This window comes from Leclercia sp. M50 (assembly GCF_037150775.1).
In the GTDB taxonomy this organism is placed as follows: Bacteria; Pseudomonadota; Gammaproteobacteria; order Enterobacterales; family Enterobacteriaceae; genus Enterobacter.
In genome coordinates this window covers 1-21,551 of record NZ_JBBCPK010000078.1, presented here as the reverse complement: position 1 = coordinate 21,551, position 21,551 = coordinate 1, and the positions used below count along the sequence as shown (strand labels likewise).

At 56.3% G+C, this 21,551-nt stretch carries 18 protein-coding genes and 1 pseudogene; 18 read left to right on the top strand and 1 reads right to left on the bottom strand.

All coding sequences use genetic code 11. From position 1 onward, the window contains the following. Positions 1-996, top strand: a 996-nt coding sequence (gene asmA / locus WFM46_RS17620; RefSeq protein ID WP_336998138.1) for an outer membrane assembly protein AsmA, incomplete at its 5' end; no start/stop codon positions are given. A 39-nt stretch (positions 997-1,035) separates the two neighbouring features. Here asmA and WFM46_RS17615 read toward each other — a convergent pair. After that, positions 1,036-2,619, bottom strand: a complete 1,584-nt coding sequence (locus WFM46_RS17615) for a TerC family protein (RefSeq protein WP_336998137.1) — start codon at positions 2,617-2,619, stop codon at positions 1,036-1,038. A gap of 691 nt (positions 2,620-3,310) precedes the next feature. Between WFM46_RS17615 and WFM46_RS17610 the strand changes: the two genes are divergently transcribed. From WFM46_RS17610 to WFM46_RS17530, 17 genes and pseudogenes are all read left to right on the top strand, one after another. Beyond that, entirely contained in the window at positions 3,311-4,447 is a 1,137-nt protein-coding gene (locus WFM46_RS17610) for a polysaccharide export protein (RefSeq protein ID WP_103825076.1), read from the top strand. Positions 4,448-4,452: 5 nt separating this feature from the next. Further along, positions 4,453-4,896, top strand: a complete 444-nt coding sequence (gene wzb / locus WFM46_RS17605; RefSeq protein WP_103180226.1) for a low molecular weight protein-tyrosine-phosphatase Wzb — start codon at positions 4,453-4,455, stop codon at positions 4,894-4,896. 2 nt (positions 4,897-4,898) lie between these two features. Next, positions 4,899-7,061, top strand: coding sequence for a tyrosine-protein kinase Wzc (wzc, locus tag WFM46_RS17600; protein WP_336998136.1), 2,163 nt, complete (start codon positions 4,899-4,901; stop codon positions 7,059-7,061). 20 nt (positions 7,062-7,081) lie between these two features. After that, on the top strand, positions 7,082-7,921 hold the full coding sequence (gene wcaA, locus WFM46_RS17595; protein ID WP_103181110.1) for a colanic acid biosynthesis glycosyltransferase WcaA: 840 nt from the start codon (positions 7,082-7,084) through the stop codon (positions 7,919-7,921). A gap of 2 nt (positions 7,922-7,923) precedes the next feature. Next, positions 7,924-8,412, top strand: a complete 489-nt coding sequence (gene wcaB / locus WFM46_RS17590; RefSeq protein ID WP_103181109.1) for a colanic acid biosynthesis acetyltransferase WcaB — start codon at positions 7,924-7,926, stop codon at positions 8,410-8,412. Beyond that, positions 8,409-9,626, top strand: a complete 1,218-nt coding sequence (gene wcaC / locus WFM46_RS17585) for a colanic acid biosynthesis glycosyltransferase WcaC (RefSeq protein ID WP_336998135.1) — start codon at positions 8,409-8,411, stop codon at positions 9,624-9,626. The genes wcaB and wcaC overlap by 4 nt, the downstream gene beginning before the upstream one ends. Next, complete coding sequence (wcaD, locus tag WFM46_RS17580; protein WP_156654874.1) at positions 9,601-10,821, top strand: colanic acid polymerase WcaD; 1,221 nt, start codon at positions 9,601-9,603, stop codon at positions 10,819-10,821. Before wcaC ends, wcaD begins: the two co-directional genes overlap by 26 nt. An 11-nt stretch (positions 10,822-10,832) precedes the next feature. Beyond that, positions 10,833-11,579 (top strand): colanic acid biosynthesis glycosyltransferase WcaE, encoded by a 747-nt coding sequence (wcaE, locus tag WFM46_RS17575; protein WP_103180222.1) that lies wholly within the window; start codon positions 10,833-10,835, stop codon positions 11,577-11,579. 15 nt (positions 11,580-11,594) lie between these two features. Next, positions 11,595-12,143: a colanic acid biosynthesis acetyltransferase WcaF gene (gene wcaF / locus WFM46_RS17570; RefSeq protein ID WP_156654872.1), complete on the top strand. Its 549-nt coding sequence runs from the start codon at positions 11,595-11,597 to the stop codon at positions 12,141-12,143. 27 nt (positions 12,144-12,170) lie between these two features. Beyond that, positions 12,171-13,292, top strand: a complete 1,122-nt coding sequence (gene gmd / locus WFM46_RS17565; RefSeq protein ID WP_103180220.1) for a GDP-mannose 4,6-dehydratase — start codon at positions 12,171-12,173, stop codon at positions 13,290-13,292. A 2-nt stretch (positions 13,293-13,294) separates the two neighbouring features. After that, a complete protein-coding gene (gene fcl, locus WFM46_RS17560) occupies positions 13,295-14,260 on the top strand; it encodes a GDP-L-fucose synthase (protein ID WP_103180219.1) in 966 nt (321 codons plus the stop codon). 2 nt (positions 14,261-14,262) lie between these two features. Further along, a complete protein-coding gene (locus WFM46_RS17555) occupies positions 14,263-14,736 on the top strand; it encodes a GDP-mannose mannosyl hydrolase (protein WP_103180218.1) in 474 nt (157 codons plus the stop codon). Next, the gene (gene wcaI, locus WFM46_RS17550) at positions 14,733-15,956 is read left to right on the top strand and encodes a colanic acid biosynthesis fucosyltransferase WcaI (protein WP_336998134.1); all 1,224 of its coding nucleotides are present in this window, start codon (positions 14,733-14,735) and stop codon (positions 15,954-15,956) included. The genes WFM46_RS17555 and wcaI overlap by 4 nt, the downstream gene beginning before the upstream one ends. A gap of 3 nt (positions 15,957-15,959) precedes the next feature. Further along, positions 15,960-17,396: a mannose-1-phosphate guanyltransferase gene (cpsB, locus tag WFM46_RS17545; RefSeq protein WP_103180216.1), complete on the top strand. Its 1,437-nt coding sequence runs from the start codon at positions 15,960-15,962 to the stop codon at positions 17,394-17,396. Between the two features lie 111 nt (positions 17,397-17,507). Beyond that, positions 17,508-18,878: pseudogene (gene cpsG / locus WFM46_RS17540) on the top strand (colanic acid biosynthesis phosphomannomutase CpsG). Positions 18,879-18,927: 49 nt separating this feature from the next. Next, positions 18,928-20,322: an undecaprenyl-phosphate glucose phosphotransferase gene (gene wcaJ, locus WFM46_RS17535; protein ID WP_336998133.1), complete on the top strand. Its 1,395-nt coding sequence runs from the start codon at positions 18,928-18,930 to the stop codon at positions 20,320-20,322. A 1-nt stretch (position 20,323) separates the two neighbouring features. Beyond that, on the top strand, positions 20,324-21,551 hold a 1,228-nt coding region (locus WFM46_RS17530), incomplete at its 3' end, for an MOP flippase family protein (RefSeq protein WP_336998132.1).

Here is a 21,551-nt window from a genome sequence, read left to right as displayed (position 1 = left end):
CAGTTCGACAGGCTTAATCTGGAAAATCTGCTCCCGGCGCAGGCGACCGCAGCGGCAAACAATCAGGCGGTACAGCAGGGGCAAAATCAGGCCAGAGCCCAGCGCCCGGTTATCGCCTCCAGTCTGGACCAGCCTGATTACAACGGTCTGCGTGGCTTCAGTGCCGATATCCAGCTCAAAGCCAACAGCGTACGCTGGCGTGGGATGGACTTCACCCAGGTCAGCAGCCAGATGAGCAACGAGAACGGGCTTCTGACCATTGCGGAACTGAGCGGTAAATTGGGGGAAGGGCAGCTCTCCTTGCCCGGTACGCTCGACGTGCGTAAAGCCACCGCCCAGACCACCTTCCAGCCGCGTCTCGATAACATTGAGATCGGCACCATCCTGAAGGCCTTTAATTATCCGATTGCGCTGACCGGCAGCCTGAACCTGGCCGGGGACTTCTCCGGCAGCAAGATTGACGCGGAAGCCTTCCGCCACAACTGGCAGGGTAAGGCGCATCTGGAAATGCACAATACCCGCATGGAAGGGCTTAACTTCCAGCAGCTGGTGCAGCAGGCGGTGGAGCGCAGCAGTAACGTGAAGGTCAAAGACAACTTTGACAATGCGACCCGTCTGGACAGCTTTGTCACCGATCTGACCCTGGATAAAGGGCAGGTGACGCTGGAGGGGATGCAGGGCGAATCACCAATGTTGATGCTCGAAGGCAACGGCACGCTGGATCTGGTTAAGGAGAGCGCCGACACCCGCTTCAAAGTTCGGGTGCTGGAGGGCTGGCTTGGCGAAGGTAAGCTGGTCGATTTCCTGAAAACGACGCCGATCCCGCTGAATGTCTACGGCAAATGGCAGGCGCTGAACTACACCCTGCAGGTGGATCAGCTGCTGCGTAAGCATCTCCAGGATGAAGCGAAACGTCGTCTGAGCGACTGGGCAGAGAAGAATAAAGAGTCGAAGAACGGGAAAGATGTGAAGAAGTTGCTGGATAAGCTTCAGTAGCGCTATCTCCCCTCACCCGAGAGGGTGAGGGGAACCGCATCACACCTCGTAATCCACATCATCCTCCGTGATCAGCGGGATTAGTTGTACCTTCTGCACCCGGTGGTTCTCCACCTCCAGCGTTTTCAGCGCGTAATCGCCCACCTGCACCTCTTCCCCCGGCTGGGGGATTCGCTGCAGGTTCTCCATCAGCAGCCCGGCGATGGTGTGATATTCGCGCTTATCATCCAGCGGCAACGGCACATACTGCACCAGATCTTCCAGCGGCATATGGCCGTTAGCGGTCCAGCTACCGTCGGCGTTCTTCTGGATATCATGCCGGGCGTCGATCTCTTCCACTTCGTTTGGCAGGTTACCCGCGATGGTCTCCATCACGTCGCTAAGGGTGACAATCCCCTCCACGAAACCAAACTCATCCACCACAAAGGCAAAGTGGGTGCGCGCGTTGCGGAACTGCTCCAGGGCCTGCAGCAGCGGCAGCACCTCCGGGAAGACCAGCGGCTGACGGATCAGCACCCGCAGGTTTAACGGCTCGCCGCGCAGTTGCTGATTGAGCAGATCAATCACATGAACCACCCCCAGCAGCTCCTCTTCCCGGTCGCTACCGGTGACCACAATGCGGGTGTGCTGGTTTTTATCCAGCAGCGCACGGATGGTCGCCTCCGGGGCATTGAGGTCGATATGCTCGATATCATGGCGCGAGGTCATGATGCTGCTGACGGAGCGCTGGTTCAGGTGGAGCACCCGCTCAATCATCCGCCGCTCCTGAGGAGCGAAGATCGGGCTGTTGTCATGGTCGGCGAGCAGGGAGGCGGACTGGGCATCCAGTTCGGCATCCTCTTTTTTACCGCTCAACAGGCGTATCACCGTCTCGGCGGTACGCTGGCGCAGCGTCTGATTGGCGGAGAGAAAGCGACGGCGGTTGAAAATCGCCAGCTGGTTCAGCGCCTCGATTATCACCGAGAAGCCGATCGCGGCGTAGAGATACCCCTTCGGAATATGGAAACCAAAACCGTCCGCCACGAGACTGAAGCCAATCATCAGCAGGAAGCTCAGGCAGAGAATGACAATGGTCGGGTGGTCGTTAACGAAGCGCGTCAGCGCCTTGCTGGCCATCACCATCAGCGCAATGGCAATAATGACGGCGGCCATCATGACGGGCAGATGATCGACCATCCCCACGGCGGTGATGACTGAATCCAGCGAGAAGACGGCGTCCAGCACCACGATTTGCGCCACCACCGCCCAGAACTTCGCCCCACGGCGTTGGGTGGGGTTCTCGCTGTCCTTGCCTTCCAGCCTTTCGTTGAGTTCGACAGTGGCTTTGAAGATCAGGAAAAATCCCCCAAACAGCATGATCAGATCGCGGGCGCTGAAGCCAAAGCCGTGGACGGTAAACAGCGGGCGGGTGAGGGTCACCAGCCAGGAGATAGAGGCCAACAGCAGCAGGCGCATGACCATCGCCATTAACAGACCGGTGATGCGGGCGCGGTCGCGCTGAGCAGGGGGCAGTTTTTCGGCGAGAATGGCGATAAAGACCAGGTTATCGATACCGAGCACAAGTTCCAGCACCACCAGGGTGACCAGACCGGCCCATATTGATGGATCTGCTATCCATTCCATAGTGAGCGTAATACCTTTCGTTATATGACAATTGTCACATTTCGATCATGGATACTGCGCCAGAAAAATGCAATGCCGGCCAGGCATTTATCTGCATAGATTTTCCTTATCTGGCCGGTAATAAACCCTGCATTCTGTGCGTTAATATCGGAATAATTCCGAATCAATAAAAATAAGAAATATCGCAGGGTGAATGGTGTTATTTAATAATGTCAATATAAAGCTATTCCTAAAAACACGGAAATGCGACCGTTAATATTATTCTTAAAAGCCACGCCTTCGTTGATGATTCCTTGCCTGCTTTTCAGATAGCTGCAACAATTCTTTCAGCATCAAATAGCGGTCGTTTTTGGTGCTATTTCTGTGTCGGTTTAATGACCTGAAAAATGTATATCGTGCTCGGATTAATCCTGCCCGTTATATTTTCTCATTAAACCCTGTCAAAGAGGGTGCTTGCCCCTAACTAGCTGTTTAAACAGTAGATTGGTAACTGAAAGCCAAGGGCGGTAGCGTGCCTGAAAGCGTGTTAATCAGCCTCGATTATTCTGTCAATAGCCTGAGAGCGAATAAGCTTCTTTTAGGACTGATGCCAGTTATATTTCTCTTTTATTGACTGCATGCTAAAAGTAATACGCCTTCGCACTTATTTAAATGCACAGGATAATTACTCTGCCATAGTGATAAATAATCAATGATGAAATCCAAAATGAAATTGATGCCATTATTGGTCTCTGTGACCTTGATGAGTGGTTGTACGATCTTCCCCGGCAGCAATATCTCAACTTCCGGTAAGGATGTGATTAAACAGCAGGATGCTGATTTTGACATCAACCGCATGGTTAACGTTTATCCCATGACCCCGCAGCTGGTTGAACAATTACGCCCTCGCCCGATTGTCGCACGGCCGAATGTCGATCTCGACCAGGAGATCGCCAACTACCAGTACCGCGTCGGGCCCGGGGACGTGATTAACGTCACCGTCTGGGATCACCCGGAGCTGACCACCCCGGCGGGGCAGTATCGTAGCTCCAGCGATACCGGCAACTGGGTTCAGGCGGATGGCACCATGTTCTATCCCTATGTCGGCAAACTTCGCGTGGCGGGCAAAACGCTCGCACAGATCCGTAGTGATATTACCGGCCGTTTAGCGCAGTACATCGCTGACCCGCAGGTGGACGTTAATATCGCCGCATTCCGTTCGCAGAAAGTCTATGTCTCCGGCCAGGTGAATAAATCCGGCCAACAGCCGATCACCAACGTGCCGCTGACGGTGCTTGACGCCATCAACTCCGCGGGCGGGCTCACTGATGGCGCCGACTGGCGCAATGTGGTGCTGACCCATAAAGGCAAAGAGGAGCGTATCTCCCTGCAGGCGCTGATGCAGAACGGCGATCTGAGCCAGAACCGTCTGCTCTATCCGGGCGACATCCTGTTTGTGCCGCGCAATGACGACCTGAAAGTGTTCGTGATGGGTGAAGTGAAGAAACAGAGCACCCTCAAGATGGACCTGAGCGGTATGACCCTGACCGAAGCGCTGGGCAACGCGGAAGGGCTGGATATGAGCACCTCCGACGCCAGCGGTATCTTCGTGATCCGTCCGATTACAGGAAACAATGCGAACGGCAAGATTGCCAACGTCTACCAGCTGGATATGTCTGATGCCACCTCGCTGGTGATGGCGACCGGCTTCCGCCTCCAGCCGTATGACGTGGTCTATGTCACCACCGCGCCGATAACGCGCTGGAACCGTGTGATGAACCAGCTGATGCCGACCATCAACAATATCCATACCATGACCGACACGGTACATCAGTACCACAACTGGTGATAACGATGTTTAACAAAATTCTGGTGGTTTGTGTGGGGAATATCTGCCGTTCCCCTACCGCTGAGCGGCTACTTAAGCAGTACCAACCGCAGCTCACCGTGGCGTCAGCCGGGTTGGGCGCGCTGGTGGGCAAAGGGGCCGATGAGCGTGCAAGTCAGGTTGCGGCAGAGCATCAGCTTTCACTCGACGGGCATTGCGCCCGTCAGGTGACGGCCAGCCTGTGCCGGGACTACGACCTGATCCTCGCGATGGAAAAACGCCACATTCATGCCCTGTGCGATATCGCACCGGAGATGCGCGGCAAAGTGATGCTGTTTGGTCACTGGGACAACGAGCGTGAGATCCCCGACCCGTACCGCAAAAGCCATGAAGCGTTTGAGGCGGTTTACACCTTACTCGACCAGTCTGCCCGCCAGTGGGCAGAGGCACTGAACGTTCAGCAGGGATAATAATGACAGCAAACGTAAAACCTTCTGCCGCCCCGAATGCGGGCAGTGATGAAATTGATATTGGTCGTCTGATCGGAACCGTGGTCGAGGCGCGCTGGTGGGTGATTGGCATCACCGCGCTCTTTGCCGTTGCGGCGGTGATTTACACCTTTTTTGCCACCCCGATTTACAGCGCCGACGCGCTGGTACAAATAGAGCAAAACACCGGTAATTCGCTGGTGCAGGACATCGGTTCGGCGCTGGCAAACAAGCCGCCCGCCTCACAGGCGGAAATTGAGCTGATCCAGTCCCGCCTGGTGCTGGGAAAAACCGTGGACGATCTGGATCTCGACATCGGCGTCACTAAAAACACCTTCCCGGTCTTTGGTGCGGGCTGGGACCGGTTGATGGGCCGTCAGAATGATACGGTTAAAGTGACCACCTTCCAGCTTCCTGCCGGGGGCGCCAGCCAGGAGTTTACCCTTGAAGTGCTGGGGAAAGATCAGTATCAGCTTACCAGCGACGCCGGGTTTAGCGCCCGCGGCAAGGTGGGGGAGATGCTGAATAAAGATGGCGTCAGCATGATGGTCAGCGACATCCATGCCCAGAGCGGCAGCGAGTTCACCGTCAGCAAATTCTCAATGCTCGGGATGATCAATAATCTGCAGGGCAACCTGTCGGTCACCGAAACCGGAAAGGATACCGGGGTGCTGAGACTGACCTTTACCGGTGAGGATAAGGACAAGATCCGCGACATTCTCAACAGCATTACCCGCAACTACCAGGCGCAGAACGTGAAGCGTAAGTCGGAAGAGGCGTCAAAAAGCCTCGACTTCCTCGCGAAACAGCTCCCGGAAGTGCGCGCCCATCTGGATCAGGCCGAGAACAAGCTCAACGCTTTCCGTCAGGATAAAGACTCCGTCGACCTGCCGCTCGAAGCGAAGTCGGTGCTGGATTCGATGGTCAATATCGACGCCCAGATCAACGAGCTGACCTTTAAAGAGGCGGAAATTTCCAAACTCTACACCAAACGCCATCCGGCCTACCGTACGCTGCTGGAAAAACGCCAGACGCTGGAAGAGGAAAAAGCCAAACTCAATAACCGCGTCACCGCGATGCCAAAGACTCAGCAGGAGATCCTGCGTCTGACCCGCGACGTGGAGTCTGGCCAGCAGGTCTATATGCAGCTGCTGAACAAACAGCAGGAGCTGAAGATCACCGAGGCGAGCACCGTTGGCGATGTGCGTATTGTCGACCCGGCCATCACCCAGCCGGGCGTGCTGAAGCCGAAGAAGGCGCTGATTATTCTCGGCAGCATTATTCTCGGTCTGATGCTCTCCATCGTCGGCGTACTGCTGCGCTCCCTGTTTAACCGTGGGATCGAAAGCCCGCAGGTTCTGGAGGAGCACGGCATCAACGTCTACGCCAGCATCCCGCTGTCGGAGTGGCAGAAATCGCGTGACAGCGTCAAAACGTCCAATGGCATCAAACGTTACAAGCAGAGCCAGCTACTGGCAGTCGGCAATCCGACGGATCTGGCTATCGAGGCTATCCGCAGCCTGCGCACCAGTCTGCACTTCGCCATGATGCAGGCCAGCAACAACGTATTGATGCTCAGCGGGGTCAGCCCCTCCATCGGCAAAACCTTTGTCTGCGCCAACCTGGCGGCGGTAGTCAGCCAGACCAACAAGCGCGTGCTGCTGATCGACTGCGATATGCGTAAGGGCTATACCCACGAGCTGCTCGGCACGAACAACGTAAACGGTCTGTCGGACATTCTGTTGGGCAAGGGCGATATCAGCCAGTGCGCGAAGCCGACTTCCATCCCTAACTTTGACCTGGTCACGCGCGGACAGGTGCCGCCGAACCCATCGGAACTGCTGATGAGCGAACGCTTTACCCAGCTGGTGAAGTGGGCCAGTGAAAACTATGACCTGGTGCTGATCGACACCCCGCCAATCCTCGCGGTAACGGATGCGGCAATTGTCGGTCGCCATGCGGGCACCACGCTGATGGTGGCGCGCTACGCGGTGAACACCCTGAAAGAGGTCGAAACCAGCCTCAGCCGCTTCGAACAGAACGGCATTGCGGTGAAAGGGGTGATCCTCAACTCCATCTTCCGCCGCGCCACCGGGTATCAGGATTACGGGTATTACGAGTACGAATATAAGTCGGACAGCAAGTAATGAGCCATTCGGGGAACACCATGACACCACGTCCTTTGATTTCCATTTATATGCCGACATGGAACCGTCAGCAGCTGGCGATCCGTGCGATAAAATCGGTATTACGCCAGGATTATGACCACTGGGAATTGATCATCGTCGATGACTGCTCCTCCTCGTACGAGCAGCTCCAGAAGTTTGTCGCTGACCTGGACGACCCGCGGGTGATCTACACCCATAACGCCATTAACTCCGGCGCCTGCGCGGTCCGCAATCAGGCTATTTTGCAGGCCTCTGGCCAGTATCTGACCGGTATTGACGATGACGACGAATGGACGCCAAACCGGCTGTCTACCTTCCTGGCGCATCAGCATCACCTGGTTACCCACGCCTTTTTGTACGCCAACGACTATGTTTGCGAGGGGGAGGTCTACTCTCAGCCCGCCAGCCTGCCGTTGTACCCAAAATCGCCGTACTCCCGCCGCCTGTTCTACAAGCGCAACATTATCGGCAATCAGGTCTTTACCTGGGCGTGGCGCTTCAAGGAGTGCCTGTTCGATACGTCACTGGCCGCCGCCCAGGATTACGACATCTTCCTGCGGATGGTGGTGGAGTATGGCGAGCCGTGGAAGGTAGAAGAAGCCACTCAGATCCTGCACATCAATCATGGTGAAATGCAGATCACCTCGTCGCCGAAGAAGTTTTCCGGCTACTTCCACTTCTACCGCAAGCACCGGGATAAGTTCGACCGCGCCAGCCGCAAGTATCAGCTCTTTACGCTGTATCAGATCCGCAATAAGCGGATGAACTGGCGCACCCTGTTGACGCTGATTTCGGTCCGTAACGGTAAGCGTCTGGCCGACGGACTGCGGGGGAAATAATGGTGCTGGAAGATTGTCGCGCAAACAGCTGGAGCCTGCGCCCCTGCTGCATGGTGCTGGCCTACCGGGTGGCCCATTTTTGCTCGGTGTGGCGCAAAAAAAACGTCCTTAACAATCTCTGGGCGGCACCGGTTCTGGTGCTTTACCGCCTCATCACCGAGTGCATTTTCGGCTACGAAATCCAGGCTGCGGCCACCATCGGCCGCCGCTTCACCATTCACCACGGCTATGCCGTGGTGATCAATAAATTCGTGGTCGCCGGGGATGATTTTACCATCCGCCACGGGGTGACCCTCGGTAACCGCGGCCCGGACAGCCTGGCCTGTCCGGTCATCGGCAATAACGTTGAGCTGGGTGCCAACGTGGTGATGATCGGTGATATCACCGTCGGTAATAACGTCACCGTGGGGGCAGGAAGCGTAGTGCTGGACAGCATCCCCGACAACGCGCTGGTGGTGGGCGAGAAGGCCCGCGTGAAGGTGATCAAATGAACATTCTGCAATTTAATGTCCGTCTCGCCGAGGGCGGGGCGGCAGGTGTGGCGCTGGATCTGCACCAGCGCGCGCTGCAAAAAGGACTTCAGTCGCGCTTTATCTACGGCTACGGCAAGGGCGGTAAAAAAAGCGTCAGCCACGATCGCTATCCGCAGGTGGTGAAACATACCCCGCGCCTGACCTCGGTGGCCAATATTGCCCTGTTCCGTCTGTTTAACCGCGATCTCTTTGGCAATCTTAACCGCCTCTATCGCACCGTTACCCGCACGCCGGGCCCGGTAGTGCTCCATTTTCACGTCCTGCACAGCTACTGGCTGAAACTGGAAGAGGTCGTGGCGTTTTGCCAGAAGGTGCAGGCGCACAAACCCGACACCACGTTCGTCTGGACCCTGCACGATCACTGGAGCGTCACTGGCCGCTGCGCCTTTACCGACGGCTGCGAAGGCTGGAAAACGAACTGCCAGAAGTGCCCGACGCTCAGCAACTATCCGCCGGTGAAGGTGGATCGCGCCCATAAGCTGGTAGATGGCAAGCGTCAGCTGTTCCGTGACATGCTGGCGCTGGGCTGCCAGTTCATCTCCCCCAGCCAGCATGTGGCCGACGCCTTTAACAGCCTGTACGGGGCAGGGCGCTGCCGGATCATCAATAACGGTATCGACGTGGCGACAGAGGCGATTCTGGCAGAGCTGACCCCGGTCGCCGTTACCGCCGGCAAGCCGAAAATTGCCGTCGTCGCTCACGATCTGCGCTACGACGGCAAAACCAACCAGCAGCTGGTGCGGGATATGATGGCGCTTGGCGACAAGATCGAGCTGCACACCTTCGGCAAATTCTCGCCGTTTGAAGGGCCGAACGTGGTGAACCACGGCTTCGAAACCGACAAACGCAAACTGATGAGCGCCCTGAACGGGATGGATGCGCTGGTGTTCAGCTCCAGGGTGGATAACTACCCGCTGATCCTGTGCGAAGCGCTCTCCATCGGAGTACCGGTGATCGCCACCCACAGCGACGCCGCGCGGGAAGTACTGGAAAAATCGGGGGGCAAAACCTTCAGCGAAGAGGAAGTGCTGCCTCTGGTGCAGCTGGCGAAAGCGGATATCGCCCAGGCGGTCTTTGGCACCTCCCTTGAGGTATTCCGCACCCGCAGCCGCCAGGCCTACAGTGGACAACAGATGCTGGAGGAGTATGTCTCGTTCTATCAGAATCTGTAGCTATCTGCTGCTGCCGCTCATCTACCTGCTGGTCAACGTCAAGATTGCCCAGTTAGGAGAGAGCTTCCCCATCACTATCGTGACCTTTTTACCGCTGCTGCTGTTGCTGTTTGTCGACAAAATCAGCGTGAAAAAGCTGATGATAGCGCTGGGGCTGGGGGCGGGGCTGACGGCTTTCAACTACATTTTTGGTCAGTCGCTGGATGCCAGTAAATACGTTACTTCCACCATGCTGTTTGTCTATATCGTCATCATTATCGGCATGGTGTGGAGTATCCGCTTTAAAACCGTCTCGCCGCACAATTATCGGAAGATCCTCAGGTTCTTTTATCTGGTCATTGGAATCATTGTCACCCTCGCCGCACTGGAGATGGCGCAAATTATTCTGACCGGTGGCAGTAGCCTGATGGAAATAATTTCGAAATATCTTATTTACAGTAATAGCTATGTACTGAATTTCATTAAATTTGGCGGCAAACGTACCACAGCGCTCTATTTTGAACCGGCATTCTTCGCTCTGGCGTTAATCTCAATTTGGCTCAGCATCAAACAGTTTGGTATCAAAACGCCCAAGAGCGATGCTATGATTCTTACAGGAATCGTTCTGTCAGGATCGTTCTCCGGGGTTATGACGTTTATTCTGTTTTACCTTCTGGAGTGGGCGTTCCAGTATCTGAATAAAGAGGCGATCAGGAAAAAGTTACCTTTAGCGATCATTTCATTGTCCGTCTTTTTAGTCGGGGTGGTATTTGCCTTCCCGTATATTTCCGAGCGTCTGGGTGATTTGGGCACCGAAGGGTCATCCTCTTATTACCGTATTATCGGTCCGCTGGTGATGGTGGGGTACTCTTTAACCCATATTGACGGTGTAGTCAGATTTGGCTCACTTTATGAATATGTCGCATCATTCGGAATCTTTAACGGTGCGGACGTCGGAAAAACAATAGACAATGGCTTGTATCTGCTAATTATTTATTTTTCATGGTTCGCAGTATTATTAACGGCGTGGTATCTGTTTAAAGTTTTCAAAATGATGATCAGCGCCTTTGGTGATAATCAGAATTTTCGCGTACAGCTTTACCTCTTTACGCCAGTATCGCTGTTTTTTACCGGGTCAATATTTAGCCCAGAGTATGCATTTTTGATTGTATGCCCGTTTATTTTGCGCAAGGCGCTTAATATTACGCATTCATAACGAGGTGGTTTATGTTACTAAGCGTTATTACTGTCGCCTTTCGTAACTACGAGGGCGTGGTAAAAACCTGGCGGTCGCTGCGTAATCTGGCAGGCGATCCCAGCCTCAACTTTGAATGGATTGTGGTGGATGGTGGTTCGAACGACGGCACCGCAGAATTCCTCGAAAAACTGAATGGTGAGTATAACTTACGCTACATCAGCGAGAAAGATCGCGGTATCTACGATGCCATGAATAAAGGTATCGACATGGCGCAGGGGCGCTATGCCATCTTCCTTAATTCTGGCGATATTTTTCATGACGACGTAGCGCAGTTTGTCCGTCAACTCGTTCGAGTCCAGGATAACGCCATGTACATGGGCGATGCGTTACTTGATTTCGGTGATGGAAATAAAGTACGCCGTACGGCGAAACCGGGCTGGTATATTTATCACAGCCTGCCGGCCAGCCATCAGGCGATTTTCTTTCCGCTGAGCGGGTTAAAAACGTACCCGTACGATCTGCAGTACCGCGTTTCGTCGGATTACGCACTGGCCGCTCGGCTGTATAAAGCCGGATATCCTTTTAAACGTCTGCCAGGTCTGGTTTCTGAATTTTCGATGGGCGGCGTGTCAACGTCGAATAATCTGGAATTATGCCAGGATGCCCGCAAGGTGCAGCGCGACATATTACGCGTGCCGGGCGTATGGGCGGAATTATCTTATTTATTGCGCCTTAAAACCACGGGTAAAACCAAAGCCTTATATAACAAAGTCTGAATATAAGGAAAAAGTATGCAGGAATTAAGCGGCTTCTCTGTGCCAAAAGGATTTCGTGGCGCAGGGGGGATTAAGGTGCAGTTATGGTGGGCGGTACAGGCGACATTATTTGCCTGGTCCCCACAAATTATGTATCGCTGGCGCGCATTTTTATTACGCAGCTTCGGTGCAAAAATCGGAAAAAACGTAGTGATTCGCCCGTCGGTAAAAATTACTTACCCATGGAAATTAACCCTTGGGGATAACGCCTGGGTTGGTGACGACGCGGTGTTATATACGCTGGGTGAAATTTCGATTGGCGCGAATGCAGTGGTATCTCAGAAATGCTACCTCTGTACCGGCAGCCACGATTATATGAGTCAACATTTTGATATTAACGCGCAGCCAATCACCATTGGCGAGAAATGCTGGCTGGCGACCGACGTATTTGTCGCCCCCGGCGTCTCCATTGGCAATGGCACCGTTATTGGTGCGCGCAGCAGTGTTTTTAAGTCGCTACCGGCAAACAAACTTTGCCGTGGCAATCCCGCAGTGGTGATACGCGAACGCGTTGAAACTGAATAACTTCTGATAAGTCTGGAGAAAATAAACATGTCTAAAGTCGCTCTCATCACCGGCGTAACCGGACAGGATGGTTCTTATCTGGCGGAACTCCTGCTGGAAAAAGGCTACGAAGTGCACGGAATCAAACGTCGTGCCTCCTCTTTTAACACCGAGCGCGTGGATCATATCTATCAGGATCCGCACGCGGCGAACCCGAAATTCCATCTGCACTACGGCGATCTGACCGATACCTCCAACCTGACCCGTATTCTGCAGGAAGTCCAGCCGGATGAAGTCTATAACCTGGGCGCGATGAGCCACGTGGCCGTCTCCTTCGAATCCCCGGAATATACCGCTGACGTGGATGCCATCGGCACCCTGCGTCTGCTGGAAGCGATTCGTTTCCTCGGTCTTGAGAAGAAAACCCGTTTCTATCAGGCCTCCACCTCCGAGCTCTACGGCCTAGTGCAGGAGATCCCACAGAAAGAGACGACGCCGTTCTACCCGCGCTCCCCGTATGCAGTGGCAAAAATGTACGCCTACTGGATCACCGTTAACTACCGTGAATCCTACGGCATGTACGCCTGCAACGGCATCCTGTTCAACCACGAGTCTCCGCGCCGTGGCGAGACCTTCGTGACCCGTAAGATCACCCGCGCGATCGCCAACATCGCCCAGGGCCTGGAGAAGAAGCTCCACCTCGGCAATATGGACTCCCTGCGTGACTGGGGCCATGCCAAAGACTACGTAAAAATGCAGTGGATGATGCTGCAGCAGGAAAAACCGGAAGACTTCGTTATCGCCACCGGCGTGCAGTACTCCGTGCGTCAGTTCGTTGAGATGGCCGCTGCCCAACTGGGCATCAAGCTGCGCTTCGAAGGCACCGGCGTGGACGAGAAAGGCATTGTGGTCTCCGTAACCGGCCACGACGCACCGGGCGTACAGCCGGGCGACGTGATTGTGGAAGTTGACCCGCGCTACTTCCGTCCTGCCGAGGTAGAAACCCTGCTGGGCGACCCGACCAAGGCGCACGAAAAACTGGGCTGGAAACCAGAAACCACGCTGCAGGAGATGGTCTCCGAGATGGTGGCAAAAGATCTCGAAGCGGCGAAAAAACACTCCTTGCTTAAATCCCACGGCTACGAGGTTGCCATCGCGCTGGAGTCCTGAGAATGACCAAACAACGTATTTTTGTTGCCGGACATCGCGGGATGGTGGGTTCGGCGATTGTTCGCCAGCTGGAGCAGCGTGGCAACGTCGAGCTGGTGCTGCGCACCCGTGACGAGCTTAACCTGCTGGATGCGCAAGCAGTCGAGGCTTTCTTTGCTGAACAGCGCATCGACCAGGTCTATCTGGCGGCGGCAAAAGTGGGTGGGATTGTCGCCAACAATACCTACCCGGCGGATTTCATCTACGAGAACATGATGATCGAGAGCAACATCATTCACGCGGCGCACCTGCACAACGTGAACAAGCTGCTGTTCCTCGGCTCATCCTGTATCTACCCGAAGATGGCGAAGCAGCCTATTGCCGAGAGCGAGCTGCTGCAGGGCACGCTTGAGGCAACCAACGAGCCCTACGCGATTGCCAAGATTGCCGGGATCAAGCTGTGCGAGTCCTACAACCGCCAGTATGGCCGCGACTATCGTTCGGTGATGCCGACCAACCTGTACGGCCCGAACGATAACTTCCACCCGAGCAACTCCCATGTGATCCCGGCGCTGCTGCGCCGGTTCCATGAAGCCACCGTCAGCAACGCACCGGAAGTGGTGGTGTGGGGCAGCGGCACGCCGATGCGCGAATTCCTGCACGTGGATGATATGGCTGCCGCCAGCATTCATGTGATGGAGCTGGCCCGCGAGGTGTGGCAGGAGAATACCGAGCCGATGCTGTCGCATATCAACGTTGGCACCGGGGTGGACTGCACTATCCGCGAACTGGCTGAAACCATCGCTGAGGTGGTGGGGTACAAGGGCCGCGTGGCCTTCGATGCCACTAAACCCGACGGCACCCCGCGCAAGCTGCTGGACGTGACCCGTCTGCACCAGCTGGGCTGGTTCCACGAGGTGACGCTGGCCCAGGGGCTGGCCAGCACCTATCAGTGGTTCCTGGAAAATCAGCACCGCTTCCGGGGGTAACTATGTTTTTAAGTCAGGAAGATTTTGCCACGGTAGTGCGTTCCACGCCGCTGATCTCCATCGATCTGATTGTGGAGAACGAGCGTGGCGAGTTCCTGCTCGGACAGCGCACCAATCGTCCGGCACAGGGCTACTGGTTCGTGCCAGGTGGGCGGGTGCAGAAAGATGAGACGCTGGAAAATGCCTTTGCGCGTCTGACGCAGGCGGAGCTGGGGCTCCGTCTGCCGATGACGGCAGGGCAGTTCTACGGGGTCTGGCAGCACTTCTATGACGACAACTTTTCCGGCACCGATTTCACCACCCACTATGTGGTGCTCGGTTTTCGCCTGAAGGTCAATCAGGCAGAGCTGCATCTGCCTGATGCGCAGCATGACGACTATCGCTGGCTGACGCCCGACGCGCTGCTGGCCAGCGATAACGTCCATGACAACAGCCGGGCCTATTTTCTGAAGCAGGCCGGAGTGCCGGGTTTATGAAAATTCTCGTATACGGCATTAACTACTCGCCGGAGCTGACCGGGATCGGTAAGTACACCGGCGAGATGGTGGAGTGGATGGCCCGCCAGGGTCATGAGGTGCGGGTCATTACCGCACCACCTTATTACCCGGAGTGGCAGGTGGACGAGCACTATTCCAGCTGGCGCTACCGCCGCGAAGAGGGGGCCGCGACCGTCTGGCGCTGTCCGCTTTACGTGCCAAAGCAGCCCTCGACCTTAAAGCGGTTGATTCATCTGGGCAGCTTTGCCCTGAGCAGTTTCTTCCCGCTGATGGCGCAACGTCGCTGGAAGCCGGATCGCATTATCGGCGTGGTGCCGACCCTGTTTTGCACCCCAGGTATGCGCCTGCTGGGCAAGCTCTCAGGCGCCCGCACCCTGCTGCACATTCAGGATTACGAAGTGGACGCCATGCTGGGCCTGGGAATGGCCGGGAAAGGCAGGGGCGGCAAAGTGGCGAAACTGGCCAGCGCCTTCGAGCGCAGCAGCCTGCATAACGTCGATTACGTCTCGACCATCTCCCGCTCGATGATGAACAAAGCGCAGGAGAAGGGCGTGGCAGCGGAGAAGGTGATCTTCTTTCCAAACTGGTCGGAAGTGGCCCGTTTTCGCGACGTGAATGCTGTTGAGGCCGCGGCCCTGCGCGAGCAGCTGGGTCTGCCAGACGCCAAAAAAATCATTCTCTATTCGGGCAACATCGGTGAGAAGCAGGGGCTTGAGAACGTTATTGATGCCGCTGAGCAGCTCCGCGACCAGCCCTGGCAGTTTGTGATTGTCGGCCAGGGGGGGGGCAAAGCGCGGCTGCAAAAGATGGCCCAGGAACGTGGCCTGCAGAACATCACTTTCCTGCCGCTGCAGCCCTACGAGGCCTTACCGGCGCTGCTGAAGATGGCCGATTGCCATCTGGTCGTGCAAAAGCGCGGCGCGGCGGATGCCGTTCTGCCCTCCAAGCTGACCAACATTCTGGCGGTGGGCGGCAACGCGGTGATCACCGCCGAGGCCCATACCGAGCTGGGCCAGCTGTGCGACACCCTGCCGGGGATCGCGGTGTGCGTCGAGCCGGAGTCGGTATCCGCCCTGGTGGGCGGGATCGAACAGGCGCTGAATATGCCCAAAGAGAACGCTATCGCGCGTGACTATGCCGAACGCACGCTCGAGAAAGAGAACGTGCTGAACCAGTTTATTGCAGATATTCGGGGATAAATCATGAATAAGAATACGTTGTACCCGGTTGTGATGGCGGGTGGCTCAGGTAGCCGGTTATGGCCACTCTCCCGCGTGCTCTATCCGAAACAGTTCCTCTGCCTGAAAGGGGAGCTCACCATGCTGCAGACCACGGTAAACCGTCTTAATGGCGTGGATTGCGAAAGCCCGGTGGTGATCTGTAATGAACAGCACCGCTTTATCGTCGCCGAGCAGCTGCGACAGCTGAACAAGCTCACCGAAAATATCATTCTTGAACCGGCCGGACGCAATACCGCCCCGGCCATCGCTCTCGCCGCGCTGGCGGCGAAGCGCAGCAGCCCGGATTGCGATCCGCTGATGCTGGTGCTGGCGGCGGATCACGTCATCCAGCAGGAAGAGGCGTTCCGCGATGCGGTGCGTGCCGCCATCCCTTATGCCGAAAGCGGCAAGCTGGTCACCTTCGGCATCGTGCCGGACCTGCCGGAGACCGGCTATGGCTATATCCGTCGCGGTAACGTCACGCCGGGGGAGGGCGACAGCCTGGCCTTTGACGTCGCGCAGTTCGTTGAGAAACCGAATCTGGAAACCGCGCAGGCCTACGTCGCCAGCGGCGAGTACTACTGGAACAGCGGTATGTTCCTGTTCCGCGCCGGACGCTATCTGGAAGAGTTGCAAAAGTATCGCCCGGACATCCTGGAAGCCTGCGAACGCGCAATGGCCACCGTCGACCCGGATCTGGACTTTATCCGCGTGGACGAAGCCGCGTTCCTTGCCTGCCCGGAGGAGTCGGTGGATTACGCGGTAATGGAACGTACCGCCGATGCGGTGGTGGTGCCGATGGATGCGGGCTGGAGCGACGTCGGCTCCTGGTCATCCCTGTGGGAGATCAGCGCCCACACGCCGGAAGGTAACGTCCATCACGGGGATGTGATCAGCCATAAAACCGAGAACAGCTATGTCTATGCCGAATCGGGCCTGGTCACCACCGTCGGCGTTAAAGATCTGGTTGTAGTACAGACCAAAGACGCGGTGCTGATTGCCGATCGCAACGCGGTGCAGGACGTCAAAAAAGTGGTGGAGCAGATCAAGGCCGATGGCCGCCATGAGCACCACATTCACCGCGAAGTCTATCGTCCGTGGGGCAAATATGACTCCATCGATGAAGGTGACCGTTATCAGGTGAAACGCATCACCGTTAAACCGGGCGAGGGGCTGTCGGTGCAGATGCATCATCACCGGGCGGAACACTGGGTAGTGGTGGCAGGTACCGCCAAAGTCACTATCGACAATGTTGAGACCCTGCTCGGTGAAAACGAATCGATTTATATCCCGCTGGGGGCGACGCACTGCCTGGAAAACCCAGGGAAAATCCCTCTCGATCTGATTGAAGTGCGCTCCGGCTCCTATCTGGAAGAGGACGATATCGTCCGATTTGAGGACAGATACGGCAGGGTGTAGCACTCACGCATTTTGCCCGGTGGCGCTGCGCTTACCGGGCCTACGAAAACAAAAAAATCAAATTGGCCTGTATATCGGGCGGGCCAACTGTTGCCTGAAAAAGGGGTAATGATGCAAAAATTAACCTGTTTTAAAGCCTACGACATTCGCGGCAAGCTCGGTGAAGAGCTGAATGAGGACATTGCGTGGCGCATTGGCCGCGCGTACGGCGAATATTTAAAGCCGAAAACCATCGTGCTGGGCGGCGACGTCCGTTTGACCAGCGAAGCGTTAAAACTGGCGCTGGCTAAAGGGTTGCAGGACGCGGGCGTGGATGTGCTGGATATCGGCCTTTCCGGTACCGAAGAGATCTATTTTGCCACCTTCCATTTAGGCGTGGACGGCGGGATCGAAGTGACCGCCAGCCATAACCCGATGGACTATAACGGCATGAAGCTGGTGCGCGAGGGTGCGCGCCCGATCAGCGGCGATACCGGCCTGCGCGACGTACAGCGTCTGGCGGAAGCCAACGACTTCCCACCGGTGAACGAGTCAACGCGCGGCAGCTATAAGAAAATCGATCTGCGTGATGCCTACATCGATCACCTGCTGGGCTACATCAATGTGGCGAACCTCAAACCGCTGAAGCTGGTCATCAACTCCGGCAACGGCGCCGCAGGCCCGGTGGTGGATGCCCTGGAAGCGCGCTTTAAGGCGCTTAACGTGCCGGTCACTTTCGTCAAAGTGCACAACACCCCGGATGGTACCTTCCCGAACGGTATTCCAAACCCGCTGCTGCCGGAGTGCCGCGACGATACCCGCAATGCAGTGATTGAACATGGCGCGGATATGGGCATCGCCTTTGACGGCGACTTCGACCGCTGCTTCCTGTTCGACGAAAAAGGGCAGTTTATCGAGGGCTACTATATCGTCGGCCTGCTGGCGGAAGCCTTCCTCGAGAAAAACCCCGGCTCGCACATCATTCATGACCCGCGCCTCTCCTGGAATACGGTGGATGTGGTCTCCGCGGCAGGCGGCACGCCGGTAATGTCCAAAACCGGGCATGCGTTTATCAAAGAGCGGATGCGCGAAGAAGACGCGATTTATGGCGGCGAGATGAGCGCCCACCACTACTTCCGCGATTTTGCCTACTGCGACAGCGGGATGATCCCGTGGCTGCTGGTGACCGAGCTGCTGTGCCTGAAGGGCCAGTCGCTGGGCGAACTGGTGCGCGACCGCATGGCGGCCTTCCCGGCGAGCGGCTAGATCAACAGCACGCTGGCGGCACCTGCCGAGGCGATTGCCCGTGTGGAACACCACTTTGCCCTGCACGCGCTGGAGATCGACCGTACCGACGGTATCAGCATGACCTTCCCGCAGTGGCGCTTCAACCTGCGCTCGTCCAACACCGAGCCGGTGGTGCGCCTGAACGTAGAATCCCGTGCCGATGCGGCGCTGATGGCGGCGCGAACACAGGACATTATGGCGCTGTTGAATCAGTAACCTTTCCCCCTCTCCCGTTGGGGGAGGGGGCCCTGAAACAGGAACAACGATGACAAATCTAAAAAAGCGCGAGCGAGCCAAAACGAATGCATCGTTAATCTCTATGGTGCAGCGTTTTTCTGATATCACCATCATGTTCGGTGGGTTGTGGATGGTGTGTAAAATCAGCGGGCTGCCGTTCCTCTACATGCATCTGCTGATGGCGCTGATCGCGCTGGTCGTCTTCCAGATGATCGGCGGCATGACCGACTTCTACCGCTCATGGCGGGGCGTCAAAATCACCACCGAGCTGCAACTGCTGTTGCAGAACTGGACCTTAAGCCTGGTCTTCAGCTTCGGGCTGGTGGCCTTCAACAACGACTTCGATAATCGCTTTGCTACCTATTTTGCCTGGTACCTGTTGACCAGCGTGGGAATGGTGGTCTGTCGCTCTCTGATCCGCTTTGGCGCGGGCTGGCTGCGTAACCGGGGTTACAACACCCGCCGGGTGGCGGTAGCCGGGAGCCTGCCGGCGGGACTGGCGCTGCTTGACGGTTTTCGCAAAGAGCCGTGGCTGGGCTTTGACGTGGTGGGCGTTGATCACGACGCGCAGCCGGGTGGCGTCTCTTCGGACAGGGCCGGTAACTATTCGCAGCTGATTGACGATGCCAAAGCGGGCAAGATCCATAACGTCTACATTGCCATGCCGATGAGCGACGAGGCCCGTATCAAAACCCTGATGCGTAAGCTGGCAGACACCACCTGCTCGGTGATCCTCATCCCGGACGTGTTCACCTTTAACATTCTGCATTCCCGTATCGAAGAGGTGAACGGCGTACCGGTAGTGCCCCTGTATGACACGCCGCTCTCTGGCCTCAACCGGGTGCTGAAGCGCGTGGAGGACATCGTGCTGTCATCCCTGATCCTGCTGCTGATCTCCCCGGTGCTGTGCGCCATTGCGCTGGCGGTGAAGCTCACGTCAAAGGGGCCGGTGATCTTCCGCCAGACCCGTTACGGTATGGATGGTAAGCCGATCATGGTGTGGAAATTCCGCTCCATGAAGGTGATGGAAAACGACAACGTGGTGACCCAGGCGACACAAAACGACCCGCGCGTCACCCGCGTGGGTAACTTCCTGCGCCGCACCTCGCTTGATGAACTGCCGCAGTTTATCAATGTGTTTACCGGTGGGATGTCCATTGTCGGCCCACGCCCGCACGCGGTAGCGCATAACGAGCAGTATCGTCAGCTTATCGAAGGTTACATGCTGCGCCACAAGGTGAAGCCGGGGATCACCGGCTGGGCGCAGATCAACGGCTGGCGCGGCGAAACTGACACCCTGGAGAAAATGGAAAAACGCATTGAGTTCGACCTCGAGTACATCCGCGAGTGGAGCCTCTGGTTCGATATCAAGATCGTCTTTCTGACCATCTTCAAGGGCTTTGTGAACAAAGCGGCGTACTGACATGAGCTTACGTGAAAAAACCCTCAGCGGGGCAAAGTGGTCGGCTATCGCGACGGTGATCATCATCGGCCTTGGGCTGGTGCAGATGACGGTGCTGGCGCGCATTATCGATAGCCACCAGTTTGGCCTGTTGACCGTCTCGCTGGTGATCATAGCCCTCGCCGATACACTGTCTGATTTCGGCATCGCCAACTCGATTATTCAGCGCAAAGAGATTAGCCAGCTGGAGCTAACCACCCTCTACTGGCTTAATGTCGGCCTCGGTATTCTCGTGTTCGTGTCGCTGTTCCTGCTGAGCGATCTTATTGCCCGGGTATTGAATAACCCTGAGCTGGCGCCCCTGATGCGCGCGCTGTCGTTCGCGTTTGTGGTGATCCCCCACGGACAGCAGTTCCGCGCGCTGATGCAAAAGGAGCTTGAGTTCAGCAAGATCGGCATGATCGAGACCAGCTCGGTGCTGGCCGGATTTACCTTTACCGTGATCAGCGCCCACTTCTGGCCGCTGGCGTTAACCGCCATCCTCGGCTACCTGGTCAACTCTGTCGTGCGCACGCTGCTGTTCGGCTACTTCGGGCGCAAAATCTACCGTCCGGGCTTCCACTTCTCGCTCGCATCGGTGTCCTCCAACCTGCGCTTCGGCGCCTGGCTGACCGCCGACAGCATCATCAACTATGTGAATACCAACCTCTCTACCCTGGTGCTGGCACGTATTCTCGGTGCCAGCGTCGCCGGGGGCTATAACCTGGCGTACAACGTGGCGGTCGTTCCGCCAATGAAGCTCAACCCGATCATCACCCGCGTGCTGTTCCCGGCGTTCGCTAAAATTCAGGACGACACCGACAAGCTCAGGCTCAACTTCTACAAGCTGCTGTCGGTGGTGGGGATCATTAACTTCCCGACCCTGCTGGGGCTGATGGTGGTCTCCGGCAATCTGGTGCCGCTGGTATTCGGTGAGAAGTGGCTGAGCATTGTACCGATCCTGCAACTGCTGTGCATGGTGGGGCTGTTGCGCTCCATCGGCAACCCGATCGGATCGCTGCTGATGGCAAAAGCCCGCGTCGATATCAGCTTTAAATTTAACGTCTTCAAAACCTTTCTGTTTATTCCGGCGATCGTTATCGGCGGTCATCTGGCAGGCGCGATGGGCGTCACGCTGGGCTTCCTGCTGGTGCAGATCGTCAACACCATCCTGAGCTACTTCGTGATGATTAAGCCGGTGCTGGGCTCCA